Annotated in this window: 15 protein-coding genes; 8 read left to right on the top strand and 7 right to left on the bottom strand. The window is 72.4% G+C overall.

What is annotated here, in order from left to right; all coding sequences use genetic code 11:
- Window positions 1-227 precede the first annotated feature (227 nt).
- On the top strand, window positions 228-530 hold the full coding sequence (locus VMF51_RS16955; protein WP_325475635.1) for a hypothetical protein: 303 nt from the start codon (window positions 228-230) through the stop codon (window positions 528-530).
- A gap of 46 nt (window positions 531-576) precedes the next feature.
- Here VMF51_RS16955 and VMF51_RS16950 read toward each other — a convergent pair whose 3' ends face one another.
- The 7 genes from VMF51_RS16950 to VMF51_RS16920 form a co-directional block, all read right to left on the bottom strand.
- Window positions 577-1011 carry a hypothetical protein gene (locus VMF51_RS16950; protein ID WP_325475634.1) on the bottom strand — a complete coding sequence of 145 codons (435 nt, stop codon included), beginning with the start codon at window positions 1009-1011 and terminating at the stop codon, window positions 577-579.
- A 274-nt stretch (window positions 1012-1285) separates the two neighbouring features.
- Window positions 1286-1708, bottom strand: a complete 423-nt coding sequence (locus VMF51_RS16945) for a calcium-binding protein (protein ID WP_325475633.1) — start codon at window positions 1706-1708, stop codon at window positions 1286-1288.
- Between the two features lie 139 nt (window positions 1709-1847).
- Window positions 1848-3065, bottom strand: coding sequence for a type II secretion system F family protein (locus VMF51_RS16940; RefSeq protein WP_325475632.1), 1218 nt, complete (start codon window positions 3063-3065; stop codon window positions 1848-1850).
- Between the two features lie 24 nt (window positions 3066-3089).
- Window positions 3090-4367: a type IV pilus twitching motility protein PilT gene (locus VMF51_RS16935; RefSeq protein WP_325475631.1), complete on the bottom strand. Its 1278-nt coding sequence runs from the start codon at window positions 4365-4367 to the stop codon at window positions 3090-3092.
- Between the two features lie 73 nt (window positions 4368-4440).
- The gene (locus VMF51_RS16930) at window positions 4441-6138 is read right to left on the bottom strand and encodes a GspE/PulE family protein (RefSeq protein ID WP_325475630.1); all 1698 of its coding nucleotides are present in this window, start codon (window positions 6136-6138) and stop codon (window positions 4441-4443) included.
- A 2-nt stretch (window positions 6139-6140) separates the two neighbouring features.
- Window positions 6141-6665: a hypothetical protein gene (locus VMF51_RS16925; protein ID WP_325475629.1), complete on the bottom strand. Its 525-nt coding sequence runs from the start codon at window positions 6663-6665 to the stop codon at window positions 6141-6143.
- Window positions 6665-7768: a PilT/PilU family type 4a pilus ATPase gene (locus tag VMF51_RS16920; RefSeq protein ID WP_325475628.1), complete on the bottom strand. Its 1104-nt coding sequence runs from the start codon at window positions 7766-7768 to the stop codon at window positions 6665-6667. Before VMF51_RS16920 ends, VMF51_RS16925 begins: the two co-directional genes overlap by 1 nt.
- 182 nt (window positions 7769-7950) lie before the next feature.
- On the opposite strand from VMF51_RS16920, the gene pilM reads away from it, so the two are divergent.
- The 7 genes from pilM (at window position 7951) to VMF51_RS16885 (ending at window position 14354) form a co-directional block, all read left to right on the top strand.
- Window positions 7951-9057 carry a type IV pilus assembly protein PilM gene (gene pilM / locus VMF51_RS16915; protein WP_325475627.1) on the top strand — a complete coding sequence of 369 codons (1107 nt, stop codon included), beginning with the start codon at window positions 7951-7953 and terminating at the stop codon, window positions 9055-9057.
- Window positions 9054-9794: a hypothetical protein gene (locus tag VMF51_RS16910; protein WP_325475626.1), complete on the top strand. Its 741-nt coding sequence runs from the start codon at window positions 9054-9056 to the stop codon at window positions 9792-9794. Before pilM ends, VMF51_RS16910 begins: the two co-directional genes overlap by 4 nt.
- The gene (locus VMF51_RS16905) at window positions 9791-10393 is read left to right on the top strand and encodes a hypothetical protein (protein ID WP_325475625.1); all 603 of its coding nucleotides are present in this window, start codon (window positions 9791-9793) and stop codon (window positions 10391-10393) included. The genes VMF51_RS16910 and VMF51_RS16905 overlap by 4 nt, the downstream gene beginning before the upstream one ends.
- 95 nt (window positions 10394-10488) lie before the next feature.
- Window positions 10489-11379, top strand: a complete 891-nt coding sequence (locus VMF51_RS16900; protein ID WP_325475624.1) for a hypothetical protein — start codon at window positions 10489-10491, stop codon at window positions 11377-11379.
- Window positions 11376-12185 carry a hypothetical protein gene (locus VMF51_RS16895; protein ID WP_325475623.1) on the top strand — a complete coding sequence of 270 codons (810 nt, stop codon included), beginning with the start codon at window positions 11376-11378 and terminating at the stop codon, window positions 12183-12185. Before VMF51_RS16900 ends, VMF51_RS16895 begins: the two co-directional genes overlap by 4 nt.
- A gap of 5 nt (window positions 12186-12190) precedes the next feature.
- Complete coding sequence (locus VMF51_RS16890; protein WP_325475622.1) at window positions 12191-12976, top strand: prepilin peptidase; 786 nt, start codon at window positions 12191-12193, stop codon at window positions 12974-12976.
- Between the two features lie 109 nt (window positions 12977-13085).
- A complete protein-coding gene (locus VMF51_RS16885) occupies window positions 13086-14354 on the top strand; it encodes a diguanylate cyclase domain-containing protein (protein WP_325475621.1) in 1269 nt (422 codons plus the stop codon).
- Window positions 14355-14357 lie beyond the last annotated feature (3 nt).

Raw genomic sequence — 14357 nt, 5'->3', positions numbered from 1 at the left:
AGCTTCGCGTAGGCTGGGCAGCCAGGCTGCTCAACGCTCGGCGCTGGTTCCGAGCGTCACTGAACCCAAGGGGGACGGCACCGTTTGAGTCGGGCCAGCCGCCAGGGGTGACCGTCCTTCGCGGGCGGTCACCCCGAAAACGGTGGGCCAGACTTCCGCTCAGCGTGCCCGACTCTCGGCAGAGTCGTGCGGGACCCAGTAGACAGCGCGCGTGCCAGGATCGCCTCGTGGCCGTTCCTCCATTCGATCTCGCCCGCCTACCGGGTGAATGGTGGGAGGTCGAGTCATCCGACGCGGTAGAGATTGAACACGCGCTGAGGCGTGAATTGCCGGATGGGCACCTCTTGCACGGGGTGAACGTCCGCGCGGTCGCGGTGCGCCGCCACCTGAAGGATGTCGTCTTCTGGCTTCCTGCGGTCGGGCAATGGGCGTACGTCCACCTGACCGGACGCGGGGAGAGCGACCCGCAGTGGCCATCCGTCGTCTGTGCGCCAGACTGGGACGCGGTCGTGGCGGAGCTCGCCGAATGATGGACTCCGCACGCTCATCGGCACGAACGATCGGTTCGCGCTGGGGTCAACCCCAGATCCGTCGGACTCCGCTAGACACTGACATCTGTCCGGACTCCACGCCGCGGCCGAACCTCTTGATGCGATAGGGCGTGACGATCTGCAGAGCGTGGCCATCGCGGTGCTCCAGATCTATACGCACGGCGTCTGAGTCAGGCTCGCGAAGACGGACGTCGCAGACATACGCCACAGCGTCCATGTCAGCGCTGCGACGGCGGCCGCCTTCGTAAAGAAGGTCCAGCACCGCCTGCGATTCGGGGTCGTCACCGAGGCCAGGCTCGCTCCCGACCATCACAGCTTCACCGCCGCGCGCCTCGATTCCGAACGGATAGAACTCCTTGCGCTTCGCCAGCATGTCGAGCGCAGCGTCGAGACCCAGCCCGAAGAGCCCGTCGAACTGAGCCTGAACGTGCTCAGGCGTGGAATCGCGCCAAGAAGTCATGGGCGCGAGTCTGCCAGCGGTGCCGGGCGACCGCCCGCTCATCGGCATGAGAGTGCTGATCTCGTGTGACCGACCATGCCGACGGGCGACGCTCGTCGACGAGACAGGGCGTGACCTCAGCTCGGGTCGATATAGACGGTCTCGCAGTCGCAGAGGACGTCAGCGGGGTCAACCGACTCCCCGAGCGACCCGTCGCCTACCCAGTCATAGACAACGACGTCATCCCCGGCTCCGCACGAGATCCGGTCGACGGCTCCGTCGATGTCCACGAAGATCAAGTCCCTTCCGCTGTCGGCGCGGACGACGTCCCGACCGCTCCCTGGTGTGAGCTCATCTCCGGCACGCCCGCCGCTATCAGGTCGTTGCCGGTGCCTCCCGCGACACTGTCAGCCTGCCTGCCCCCGTAGAGCAGGTCAGATCCCTTTCCACCTTCGAGGTAGTCCCGCCCCTGCCCACCGCGTACGTAGTCCGCGCCGGGACCTGCGGCGATCGAATCGGCGCCTGCTCCGCCCCGGAGGGAGTCGCCGCCACGCAGCCCCCGGATCAGGTCGCGCCCTCCGCGGCCCACGAGCTCGTCGGAACGGTCGGTGCCGACGATGGCGTCGGCACCGTCGCTCCCGATGATGTCGGCGTCAGCCGATGGCGTTGCGAGGAGGCAGGCAGCGACGAGAACTCCGACCGTCGTCCTGCGGCACATCGCGCCCTCCTAGCTCGAGGATGAGCAACCCCAATGCTCCTCGTGCTGCCCGCGGGCGACAATGGCCAGGTTGAGGTATGTGCACCTTCCGGGCGGATGGATCAGCCGGCCCGGCCGGCACAGACGCCGACGGCAATCGTCAGAGCAGGTTGCCGACGTTGAAGATCGGCAGGTACAGCGCGACGAGCATGCTGCCGACGACGACGCCGAGGAAGGCGATCATCAGGGGTTCGACCATGGCGCTGAGCTGCTCGGTGGTGGCCTCGACCTCGGAGTCGTAGAAGTCGGCGACCTTGTGCAGCATCTCGTCGATGGCGCCGGACTCCTCGCCGGAGGCGATCATCTGCTGGACCATGGTCGGGAAGATCGGGTGCTCGGCGAGCGGGCCGGCGAGGCTCTCGCCGCGGCGTACGGAGTCGCGGACGTCGGCCAGGGCGTGGGTGACGACGATGGAGCCCGTGGTGTCGGCGACGACGTCGAGGGACTGCAGGATCGGTACGCCGGAGCCGAGCAGGGTGCCGAGGTTGCGGGCGAAGCGGGCCAGCGCCAGCTTCTGCACCAGGCCGCCGAAGACCGGCATCCGCAGCTTGAGCGGGTCCCAGACGTTGCGGACGCGCTCGCTCCGGTTGTACCGGCGCCACCACGCCACGGCGGCGACGATGGCGACGACGACGGCCGGGACGACGTACTTCATCGCGTCCGCCACCGCGAGCAGGATCCGCGTCGGGAACGGGAGCTGGCCGCCCAGGCTGGTGAAGATGCCCTCGAAGGTCGGCACGACGAAGACCATCATCGCCGCGCACATCACGATCGCCATCACGAAGACGACGACCGGGTAGGTCATGGCCGACTTGATCTTGGCGCGCAGCTTGACCTCCTTCTCGAAGTTCTCGGCCACCTGGTTCAGCGCGCGGTCGAGGAAGCCGCCGGCCTCGCCGGCCCTCGCGAGGTTGACCATGATCGGCGGGAAGGCGGTGTGCCGGCCCATCGCGCCGGAGAGGCTGGAGCCGGCCTCGACGTCCTGCTTCACCGCCCGCAGCACCTTGCGCAGCTCGACGTTGTCGACCTGCTCGGAGAGGATCGTGAGCGCGCGCAGCATGGTCAGGCCGGCGTTGATCATGGTCGAGAACTGCCGGGAGAAGACCGCGAGGTCCTTGAGCCGGATCCGCTTGGGCCGGCCGAAGGAGATCTCGCGCTGCAGGCCGCTGTTGGCGAGCCGGACCTCGAGCGGGGCGTACCCCATCGACATCAGCTTCTCGGCGACGGCGCTCTCGTTGGGCGCCTCGACCCGGCCCTCGACCAGCTTCCCGCGCTGGTCGCGGACCTTGTAGGCGTACGTCGTGGAGCTGGTTGCCATCACGGCCTCCTGATGTCGAAGGGGTCAGGACCAACCGGGCGTCGGCCGCACCGCGGCCGACCGGGCGAGGGTCTCGAAGTCGTGGCGGTCCGAGCAGGCCTCCAGGCCCGCCTCGAAGGTGATCCGCCCGGCCTTCACGAGGGCCGCGAGGTGCGCGTTGAGGGTCTGCATGCCCTCCTTGGCGCCGGCCTGGAGCGAGCCCTGGATCTGGTTCAGCTTGTCGTCGCGGATCATCGCCCGGATGCCGGGGTTGCAGACCATCACCTCGACCGCCGCCGCCCGGCCCATGCCGTCGGCGGTCTTGACGAGGTTCTGGCACACGACGCCCTGGAGCGTGGCGGCCAGCTGGGTGCGGATCTGCTGCTGCTGACCGGCGGGGAAGACGTCGACCACCCGGGAGATCGTGTCCTGCGCGGACTGGGTGTGCAGGGTGGCGAAGACCAGGTGCCCGGTCTCGGCGGCGGTCAGGGCGACCTGGATGGTCTCCAGGTCGCGCAGCTCGCCGACCAGGATCACGTCGGGGTCCTGGCGCAGCACGTGCTTGAGAGCGGACTGGAAGCCGTGGGTGTCCTCGCCGACCTCGCGCTGGTTGACGACGCAGCGCTGGTGCTCGTGCAGGAACTCGATGGGGTCCTCGATGGTGACGATGTGCCCGCTCGTGGTCCGGTTGATCCGGTCGATCATCGCGGCCAGCGTGGTCGACTTGCCGGAGCCGGTCGCGCCGGTCACCAGCACCAGCCCGCGTCGCAGCTCGGTGAAGGAGGCGATCACGGGAGGCATCCCCAGCTCGTCGAGAGCCTTGATCTCCCAGGGGATCAGCCGCATCACCGCGCCGATCGCCTCACGCTGCTGGAAGATGTTGACCCGGAACCGCGCGCAGCCGGGGATCGCGTAGGCGAAGTCGAGCTCCAGCTCCTCCTCGAACTCCTTGCGCTGACGCTCCGTGAGTACGCCGTACAGCAGGTCCTGCAGGTCGGTCGCGCTCATCGGCGCGTAGCCGTGCAGCGCGACCATGTCGCCGCGCAGGCGGATCGTCGGCGGCGCGTGCTGGGTCAGGTGCAGGTCCGAGCCGCCCGCGCTCATCAGCGCGAGCAGCAGGTCGTCGAGGACGACCGGGGTGCCGGCCGATGCCTCCATCGGCGGAAGCGGGTCGAGCGTGGCGACGGCGCCCGGCACGGTCGCGGTGGTCAGCGGCCGCGTCGGCATGGTGCGGATCGGGGCCGGAGCGGGGGCCGCGGTCGGCGCCACGGTGCGCGGCAGGGTCGTGGGGAGGCCGAAACGGCTCCGGATCAGGTCGGACACGATTCCTCCGGCGGGCGATGGGGTTCTACCACCTGCGTCTTCGGTGCCGGAGGACGACCACTTGAGAGCGTCGTCAGATGACGACGACGCGCAGGACCTCCTCGATCGAGGTGCGCCCCTCGGCGACCTTGGCCCAGCCGTCCTGCTTGAGACCCACCATGCCGCCGTCGTACGCCGCCCGCGCGATCGCGTCGGTGGAGGCCCGGGCGACCGCGAGCGAGGCGATCTCCTCGCTCACCGTCATCACCTCGTGCAGCGCCATCCGGCCGCGGTAGCCAGTCCGGGCACAGCGTGCGCAGCCCACCGGCCGGAACAGCGTCGGGATCGTGCCGTCCTCGGCGAGCGGAAACCCGACGCGGGCCAGCTCGGCCGGCTCCGGCCGGTAGCCCTCCTTGCAGTGCGGGCACAGCGTGCGGCACAGCCGCTGGGCCACCACCGCGTCCATCGCCGAGCCGACCAGGAACGGCTCGATGCCCATCTCCACCAGGCGCGTGACGGCGGAGGGCGCGTCGTTCGTGTGGAGCGTCGAGAGCACCAGGTGGCCGGTGAGCGCGGCCTCGACCGCGATCTGCGCGGTCTCGTGGTCGCGGATCTCGCCGATCAGCACGATGTCGGGGTCCGAGCGCAGGATCGAGCGCAGCGCGCTCGCGAAGGTCAGCCCCGCCTTCTGGTTGACCTGGACCTGGTTGATGCCCGGGAGCCGATACTCCACCGGGTCCTCGACGGTGATCACGTTGACCTCGGGCCGGCTGAGCTGGTTCAGCGTGGCGTAGAGCGTCGTCGACTTGCCCGACCCGGTGGGGCCGGTGGCCAGGAGCATCCCGTAGGGCTTGGAGTACGACGCCTGGTAGCGCTCGAAGTTGCCGCGGCTGAAGCCGAGGTCCTCCAGCCCGAGCCGGGTGTTGCTGTTGTCCAGGATCCGCGCCACGATCTTCTCGCCCCACACCGTCGGCAGCGACGCGACCCGCAGGTCGATGCGGCGCCCGCGGTGGTTGATCGACATCCGGCCGTCCTGCGGCACCCGCCGCTCGGCGATGTTCATCTCGGCCATGATCTTCAGCCGCGAGATGACGCCGTTCTGGATGTTCTTGGGGGAGCGGTGGGCGTCGACGAGCACCCCGTCGATGCGGTAGCGGACCCGCAGCTCGCTCTCGGCCGGCTCGATGTGGATGTCGGAGGCGCGGTCGTTGATCGCCTGGTCGATGAGCAGGTTCACGAAGCGCACCACGGGCGCCTCGTCCGAGACCTCGGTCAGGTCGGCGAGCGAGCCCTCCTGGCTGACCTCGTCGGTGGCCAGGCCCGAGGTGAGGTCCTGCAGCTCGCCCTCGGCGCGGTAGACCTGGCCGATCTTCGTGACGATGTCGGAGCGGTTGGCGATCACGAAGCGGATCGGGCTGCGGGTGATCCGGCTCAGGTCGTCCTTGAGCTCGATGTTGCCCACCTGCCGCACCGACACGGCCACCAGCAGCTCGCCGTCCTCGCGCCGCAGCGGCAGCACCGCGCACCGGTGCGCGTAGTCCGGCGGCAGCAGCGCCGCCGCACTGCCCTCGACCGTGTAGTCGGTGAGGTCGACGTACCCCAGCCCCGCGGCCGCCGCGGTCGTGCGCAGCAGGTCGGCCCGGTCGACGCACCCCTGGTCGAGCAGCACCTCGACGACGGGGCGGTGCTCGTGCTCCGCCTGCTCCGTCGCCCGGCCCAGCTCGTCCTCGGTGATCAGGCCGTGGTCGAGCAGGATGCGGGTGGTCTCGCCGGCGAGTGCGGGTGCGGTCATGGTCACTCCTGTGGGATGAGAGCCAGGGCGGCTCGTGGGTCCTCGCGGTAGCGCAGGATGAGCTCCCCGGTCGCCTCGTCGATGCGCTCGTGGAGCGCCCGGCGGTACGCCGTGAGCTGCTGCTCGGCCAGCTCCAGGCGCGCCAACGCGTCGGCGAGCCCCTCGCGGTCGTCGGGGTCGACCCGGGCGACCCACATCTCGGCGAGCTCGGGCAGCTCCGGGAGCGGGTCGGCGGGTTTCACGGTCAGGAGCACCCGGCGGACCCGGCCGGTCGCCGTGTCGCCGAGGGCGCGGGCCAGGTCGTCCAGGGAGAGGGAGTGCCCGGACTGCGACTGCGCCTGCAGGACGTCGGTGCGCGCGTGCACGAGCCGGCGCCAGTAGGACACCTTCTCCTCCTCGGCCTCCAGCTGGAGCCGGTAGGCGCGCAGCTGGGCGAGATCGAGCTCGACCAGGTCCGCGCTCGGGACCGTCGGCGTCAGGCTCGCGCGCCGGACCGGTCCCGCCTTCTTCGTCGTCCGTTCGGCCATCACGACACCCTGGCACCAGGTCGGGCCGGCTCGCCGCCGGCGCGCTTGAGCATCACGGAGAAGTCGTGCGGCCGGCTGCTGCTGGCGGTCGCGACCTCCAGGCTCACCACGCCCTGACGCACCAGGTCGACCAGGTGCTGGTCGAAGGTCTGCATGTCGGAGAAGCCGCCGTCCGCGACGATCTCCGGGATCAGCTCGGTGCGGTCCGGCGTGGCGATGGCCTCGGCGAGACGCGGCGTGTTGACCGCGATCTCCATGACCGCGATGCGTCCGGTGCCGTCGCTGCGGGTGACCAGGCGCTGGCAGACGATGCCGCGCAGGGAGGAGGCGAGGGCGTGCCTGATCTGCTGGTGGTCGGCGGCCGGGAAGAACTCGATGATGCGCCCGACCGTCTCCTGGGCGTCCTTGGTGTGCAGCGTGGACAGCACCAGGTGCCCGGTCTCGGCCGCGGAGAGCGCGCTGCGCACGGTCTCGGCGTCGCGCATCTCGCCGATCAGGATGACGTCGGGGTCCTGGCGCATCGCGGCCCGCAGGGCGGTCGACCAGTCGCCGGTGTCGGTGCCCACCTCGCGCTGGGTCACGCTGGCCATCTTGTCCTCGTGGATCGTCTCGATCGGGTCCTCGAGGGTCAGCACGTGCACCGGCTTGCTCTCGTTGACGGCGTCGACCATCCCGGCCAGCGTCGTCGACTTGCCCGAGCCCGTCGGGCCGGTGACCAGGACCAGCCCCCGCGGCTCCAGCGCCAGGCGGCGTACGACGTCGGGCATGCCGAGCTCGTGCAACGGGGTGGGCGACTCGCCGATCAGCCGCAGCACCGCGCCGACCTCGCCGCGGGCCTGGAAGACGTTGACCCGGAAGCGGCCCACGCCCTCGACCACCAGGGCGTAGTCCGCCTCGTGGTGCACGGCGAAGTGGGCCGCCATCTCGGCGGTCATGGTCTCGCGGATCAGGACGTCGACGGCGGCGGGGGACATCGCCTCGACCTCGAGCGGCACCAGCGACCCGCCGATGCGGACCCGAGGCGGCCGCGACGGCTTGATGTGCAGGTCGGAGCCGCCGTTCAGCACGACGGCACGTAGGTACGGAGTGATCTGTGGACTCACCCGGATGCTCCTCGGACATGGGGGGATGGACAGCGTCTTCTGCATCGGGTCCGCGCCGCGCCGACTTGAGACCGCGCCCTCCGCCCGGGTCCTGGAGCCGGGCTCAAGCGGGGCGCCCGCGGCACCGAACACCGGAGTAGCACCTCGACGAGGCCGCCACTCCCGCCACCTGAGGACACGCCATGCCACCCACCCTGATCGGGCTCGACGTCGGTACCTCCGGCGTACGCGCCGCCGAGCTGGTCCCGAAGCGCCGTACGTTCGCCGTGAAGCGGTTCGCCGAGGTCCCGCTGCCCCGCGGGGTGGTCCGGGCCGGTGCCGTCGTCGACCCCGACGCGCTGGCGGAGTCCCTGCGCGAGCTGTGGTCGGAGGGACGCTTCGGCAGCAGGCGGGTCGTGCTGGGCATCGCCAACGCCGGCGTGCTGGTGCGCCAGGTGGACCTGGAGTGGATGCCGCCCGAGGACTTCCGCAGGGCGCTGCGCTACCAGGTCCAGGACGTGCTGCCGTTCCCGGTGGAGGACGCGAACCTCGACTACTACCTGCTGGGCGAGCCCGAGGTCCCCGACGCCCAGGGGGTGCTGCACCGCAAGGCGCGGGTGCTGCTCGTGGCGGCCGCCCGCGACGTCGTGGACTCGCTGGTGACGGCGGTGCGGGCGGCCCGCCTGCAGGTGGACGCCGTCGACCTGATGCCCTTCGCCCTCGTCCGGGCGCGGACGCCGGACGGCCTCACGCCCGCCGGGCCCGTCGAGGCCATCGTCGACATCGGAGCCGATCTCACCTCGGTCGTCGTGCATGCCGGGGGAGTACCGCGCTTCGTCCGGATGATCGCCGGCCTGGGCGGCGACACCATCACCCACGCGGTCCAGCAGCGCTACGACTGGAGCTGGGACGACGCCGAGAGCACCAAGGTCGCGCTCGGCCTCGAGGGGCGGCCCGCGGTCCCCGCCGACCCCTTCGCGGCCGTCGAGGGTCCACACCCGGCGCAGGCGACCATCGCCGCCGCCGCGGAGCAGCTGGTCGCCGAGATCGAGGCGACGCTGGACTACTACCGCACCTCGACCGCGGACCTGGACGGCGCGATGGAGACGGTGTCGATCGACCGGCTGCTGCTCAGCGGCTCCGGGTCCCGCCTGGGCGGGCTGGACGGCCTGCTCGGCGACCGGCTCGGCCTCGCGGTCTCGTCGCTGGACGTGCGCGAGCACCTGCGGGTCGGACGCGCCGAGCTCGACGCGCAGCAGGTGTCGGCGCTCGCCGTGCCCACCGGCCTGTGCGTGGGGTCCGCCCGATGATGGGCCGCCGGTCGTCCCAGCACCCGGCTCCGGGGCTGCCCGGGGTCAACCTCCTCTCCCCGGCCGCGTTCGAGCTGCTGGAGGTACGCCGCCTGCGCCGGACGTTCGTCGTCGCAGGCATCGGCGTCCTGGCCCTGGTCGTCGCCGTCGCCGTGGTGCAGCAGCTGCGGATCCGCACCGCCGAGCGCGACGTCGAGGCGGCCTCGCAGCAGACGCGACAGCTGAGCTCCTCGGTCGCGGACCTGAAGCCCGTGCAGACCTACGTCGCCGGCGTGCGCGCGCAGGTGGGCACCGCGCAGGAGACGATGATGAGCGAGATCTTCTTCTCCGAGGTGCTGTCCGGTGTCGAGCGGGCGCTGCCGCCCGGTGCCGAGCTGGACACGCTCACGGTCGCCCTGAGCGAGCCGGTCGCGGCGGACGGTGCGAAGGACCCCGCCGCGGCGACCGAGAAGGTCCTGGTGACGGCCTCGGCCTGTCCCGGACCCGACCCGTTCAACACCCTCGTGGTGGCGGGCTGCGTGGCCATCGCCGGCACGGCGGAGAGCCGCGCGGGCGTCGGCGAGTTCGTCGTCGCCCTGTCGAAGGACGGCCTGTTCGTGGAGCCGTTCATCACCACCACGACGGTCGCGGACTCCACCCAGGTCGCGTTCAGCGGCTCGGTCGGCCTGTCCGAGAAGGTCTTCAGCGGCCGGTACGCCGGCCTCGCGGCCGAGCTCTTCCCCGAGGAGGACCAGTGAACACCCGGAGTCCGGCGGCCACGAAGCTGATCGGTGCCGTCGCCCTGCTGCTCCTCGTTGCCGTGGGCTGGCTGCTGGTCATCGGTCCGCGGACCGACCAGCTGAGCGAGACCCGCGCCGAGGTCGCGGAGGTCCAGGACCAGAACGACACCCTCGCCGTCGAGCTGGCCCGGCTGCGCCGGCAGGCCGACGACCTCGGTGCCACCCGCAAGGCCGCCCGCCTGCTGGCCCGGCAGATCCCGCCGACCGCCGACCAGCCCGGGCTGTTCACCGCCGTGACCGCGGCGGCGGTCGAGGCCGGCATCGGCTCCGACGGCGTGACCGCCCTGTCGCCGACCGCTCCGACCCTGGGCGGCCCCGACCCGAAGACGGGCGCGGTGAGCGCGAGTCCCGCCGCGGCGACGAACCAGCTGGGCCGCCAGGAGGTCACCGTCAGCGTGTCCGGCGACTTCGACCAGACCGTCCGGTTCCTGAAGAACCTCGAGCACATGGACCGGGCCTACCTGGTCACCTCGGTGAGCCTCACCGGGCAGGAGGGGACCTACACGACCACGGTGCTCGGGAGCATGTTCGTCATCCAGCCGGTGCCCGAGCCCTGAGCGGCGCACCTCGAACGACGAACCAGGCCGTCCGGGCTTCAGTGCCGGGTCGGGCCGACCGAAGTAACAGCGAGACCGGCTGACCGGAGGATCCGATGGACAACGACCTGCTTCTGCGCGGACTGCTCGCGGGCGCCGCCGTCGTACTGCTGTTCGTGCTCGCGGTGCTGCGGCGCCGTCGTAGGGCGGCGGACGAGGTGGCGGGCGAGGTGGCGCCCGAGGCGGCGCCCGAGGTGGAGGCCCCCGCCTCCGCCCCGGAGCCGACCGCTGCGCCGCAGCCGACGGCGAGCGAGCCCGTCGCGGTGGTCGCGCCGGCCGAGCCGGCGCCGCTGGAGGGCGCGGTCGTCGACCGGGACGGCCCCGACCCCGTCGAGGTCCGGTCGCTGCGCGCCCAGGTGCGCACGCTCGAGCAGGCCCTGGAGCGGATGAACGACGTGCCGGCCGAGATGCCCGCCCCGCGGCGACCCACCCACGCCGCTGCCGGTCCGGACGTCGCCGCGCCGGGCGGCCAGCGCTACCGGCGCCAGGTGGCCGCGACCCTGCGGGGTCTCGCCGGGCGGACCGGTGCCGACGAGGCCCCCGAACGCACCATGTCGCGGGTCGTCGCGGCGATCGAGCGGCTGGACTCCGCCGGCTCCGTCGACCGTCCGGTGCTGCCCGCGGTCCCGGCCGGCACGGTGCTGGAGGGTCCGGCTCGCCCGGCCGAGCTGGCCGCCGCGGCCCCGGTCGCCGCGCCCCCCGCTGTTGCCCCGGTCGCCGCTCCGGTCGCCGCCCCGGTCGCCGCACCCGCGCCGGCCGTCGAGCCCGACCCGAAGTCCGACCGTGAGCCCGAGCCCGAGCCGGTCCCCGTCTCCGCCGGTCCCCGCCCGCCGACGGCCGACCTCCCGGTCGTCGAGCCGATCCGCCCCGTCGCCCCGATCGGCGTCGGCCCTCGCCGTACCAGCCGCTGGTCCCGCCGCGACCACGTCTCCGGGAGCCGTTCATGACGACCGCCGTCACCGCCACCACGACGATCCCCGGTGCCGGCGAGTCCGCGCCGGTGCGCGAGCGCCTCGACGACCTGGCCCGCCGGTACGCCGGGCGCGGCGAGGTGTGGTCCGCGCTGCTGACCACCTGGGCGGTGGAGATGCACCGCCTGGAGGAGGTCGCGTGGGAGAGCGGGCTCCAGCTCGCGGCCGACCCGCACGCGGAGATGGCCGCGATCGGTGAGGCCGTCGCACGGGCCGTCGAGGCGATCGCCGACCAGGTCGAGCTCGACCTGGCGCCCGACGGGGTCGTGCACCTGGCCCGGGAGGCGATGATCGGTGCCCTCGACGACTCCCTGCACGAGGTCGTCCTCGACGGGTTCTTCCGGCTGGACCACCTGATCGAGGCGGAGCCCTCGCAGGGCCGCCGCAACGGGCACGCGGCCGAGCGGCTCGAGGAGCGCACCGCCGAGCAGCTGGTCGTCGAGCTGCTCGGCGCTGCCGGCGACTGCATGGCGGTCGCGCGGGAGCTGGTCGTGGAGGAGGAGCACGACGCCGCGGTCCGGATGGCCCGCCAGGCGGACGTGGCCACCTTCGAGGCCTTCCTGGTGGCGGCCGCGTCGTTGGCCGGCGACGACGAGCTCGGTTCGGTCCAGCTGCGCTGGGACCTCGCGCGCGACCTGGTCCCGGGCGGCGCCGACGCCGTGGACGGTGTCGCGGGCGTCGCGGCCGCGGTCGCCGACCAGCGCCGCGAGCTGCTCGCGCTGCTCGGGTCGGCGGAGCAGAGCGTGCTGGCCCAGACCTTCGAGACCCCGCCCGGCGAGTGAGCCCCGTGCTCACCGTCCCCCTGCTGAGCCTGCTCGCCGTCCTCGGACTGCTGATCGGGTCCTTCCTCAACGTCGTCGTCCACCGGGTGCCCGCGGGCCTCTCGGTGGTCTCGCCCGGTTCGGCCTGTCCCGCGTGCGGCGACCCGGTGCGCCCGCTCGACAACGTGCCCGTGCTCTCCTGGCTGGCGCTGCGCGGGCGGTGCCGCTCGTGCGCCGTACCGATCTCGGCGCGCTACCCGCTCGTCGAGCTGGCGACCGCGGTGCTGTTCGTCGTCACCGGCTGGTCCTTCGGGCTCACGACGTACACCGCCGGCGCGCTAGTCGTCGTCGCGAGCGGGGTCGCGCTGGTCCTCATCGACCTCGACCACCGGCGGCTGCCGTTCTCGATCACCGCCGCGGCGGCGGTGGGGGTGCTGCTCACGCTGGGGCTCGACGTCATGCTGCGCGGACCGGACCTCGTGGTCCCGGCACTGGCGTCCGCCGTCGTCTGGCTCGCGGTGTACGGCGGCATCTGGCTGGTCACCGCCGGCCGCGGGATGGGTCTCGGGGACGTCGCGCTCGCCCCCGTCCTCGGTCTCGCGCTGGGCTGGCTGGGGTGGGGGCCGAGCCTCGTGGGGCTGGGCGCCGGCTTCGCGGTGGGCGGGATCGTGGGGATCGCGCTGATCGCCGTCGGGCGGGTCGGGCGGCGGGCGCAGGTCCCGCACGGCCCGTTCCTGCTCAGCGGTGCGGCGCTCGGTATGTTCGCCGGTGAGCCGCTCTGGCACGCCTACCTGTCGCTGGCGGGGCTGTGATGTGGCCGATCGCCCCCGACCGGGTGGTCTGAATCGCTACCGTGTCGGGACGCACCGCGCGATGGCCGCGCGAGGGTAGGGGAGCTCGGGGGTCTGGGAGGGGGACCGGATGTCGCCAGGCGACACGATGATCGCGACGCCCGACTGCTTCCTGCTGGTGGACCCGGCCCGGGACATCGTCTACGCCAGCGCGGCCGCCGAGTCGGTGCTCGGCTGGACGCCCAGCGACCTGGTGTCCCGGTCGATCTTCGAGCTGCTCCCCGACTTCGTGGACGGACCGGGGGGTTCGCCGGTGACCCGGGTCCTCGCGGGGGAGGACGTGCCCAGCTACGTCACCCGTCGCCGCCGGCGGGACGGATCCGTCGTCAACGCTGCCGTGTCACTGCGGGCCATGCGCAGCACCCGTCGGGAGGTCGTGGGCCTGACCGTGATCGTCCGGGCGGACAGCGGCGAGGCCCCCGCTCCCGCGCCGCCGCCCGAGAAGACACCGCAGGTGCGGGGCATCGACGGTGCGGTCTACAAGGCGATCGTCGAGGCGGCCGGCGAGGGCATCGCGGTCACCGGGACGAGCGGCACCGCCGTGATGTCCAACGCGCGCCTGGCCGAGCTGCTCGGTCGCGCGCCGGCGGAGCTCGACCGCACCGATCTGCACGCCCTGCTCGGCCTCGGTCCCGTGCCGAGCGACTTCGAGCCCGGCCCCCAGCACCAGCAGACGAGCTACCGGCATCCGGCGGGCTCGATCCGGCTCCTGCACACGACCCGCACCTCGCTCCACGCCAGCGGCGAGCCGCGCTGGCTGCTGCGGGTCGCGGACGTGACCGATGCCCGGCGCACCGAGGACGAGCTGCGCCGCCTGGCGCTCCACGACCCGCTCACCGGCCTGCCGAACCGGCAGCTCGTCCACGACCGGCTCCGGATGGCGGCCGCGCGCCAGCGGCGGGCCGCGAGCGGCTGGGTGGGGGTGCTCTTCCTCGACCTCGACGGGTTCAAGACGATCAACGACACCCAGGGCCACGCCGTGGGCGACTCGGTGCTGGTGGAGGTCGCGCGGCGGCTGCGCCGGGCGGTGCGGTCCACCGACACCGTGGGCCGCTTCGGCGGCGACGAGTTCACGATCGTGTGCGAGCAGGCCGACGAGGTCGCCCTGCTGCGGGTGGCGGCCCGCATCCACGAAGGACTGGAGGAGCCGATCCACCTGTCCAGCGGCGGGCTCGTCGTGCGGGCGAGCATCGGGGTGGCGCTCTCCCCGCCGCACGACGTCGCCGACCTGCTGCGCCAGGCGGACGCGGCGATGTACGCCGCCAAGCAGACGGGCTCCGGGATGACGTCGATGGCCGGGACGAACGACGCACCGGGGGCGCGGGTGCTGCGCGGCTGAGGC

Source organism: Nocardioides sp. (genome assembly GCF_035503875.1).
Lineage (GTDB): Bacteria > Actinomycetota > Actinomycetes > Propionibacteriales > Nocardioidaceae > Nocardioides.
The sequence above is the reverse complement of the archived record's forward strand: the minus strand, read 5'-3'. Positions and strand labels throughout refer to the sequence as shown.

Bases quoted from the DNA above. Each gene is read 5' to 3' on its own strand.
- VMF51_RS16885 (WP_325475621.1), top strand. From the start codon at position 13,086: ATGTCGCCAGGCGACACGATGATCGCGACGCCCGACTGCTTCCTGCTG.
- pilM (WP_325475627.1), top strand. From the start codon at position 7,951: ATGCCACCCACCCTGATCGGGCTCGACGTCGGTACCTCCGGCGTACGC.
- VMF51_RS16945 (WP_325475633.1), bottom strand. From the start codon at position 1,708: ATGTGCCGCAGGACGACGGTCGGAGTTCTCGTCGCTGCCTGCCTCCTC.
- VMF51_RS16925 (WP_325475629.1), bottom strand. From the start codon at position 6,665: ATGGCCGAACGGACGACGAAGAAGGCGGGACCGGTCCGGCGCGCGAGC.
- VMF51_RS16950 (WP_325475634.1), bottom strand. From the start codon at position 1,011: ATGACTTCTTGGCGCGATTCCACGCCTGAGCACGTTCAGGCTCAGTTC.
- VMF51_RS16895 (WP_325475623.1), top strand. From the start codon at position 11,376: ATGACGACCGCCGTCACCGCCACCACGACGATCCCCGGTGCCGGCGAG.
- VMF51_RS16940 (WP_325475632.1), bottom strand. From the start codon at position 3,065: ATGGCAACCAGCTCCACGACGTACGCCTACAAGGTCCGCGACCAGCGC.
- VMF51_RS16900 (WP_325475624.1), top strand. From the start codon at position 10,489: ATGGACAACGACCTGCTTCTGCGCGGACTGCTCGCGGGCGCCGCCGTC.
- VMF51_RS16910 (WP_325475626.1), top strand. From the start codon at position 9,054: ATGATGGGCCGCCGGTCGTCCCAGCACCCGGCTCCGGGGCTGCCCGGG.
- VMF51_RS16930 (WP_325475630.1), bottom strand. From the start codon at position 6,138: ATGACCGCACCCGCACTCGCCGGCGAGACCACCCGCATCCTGCTCGAC.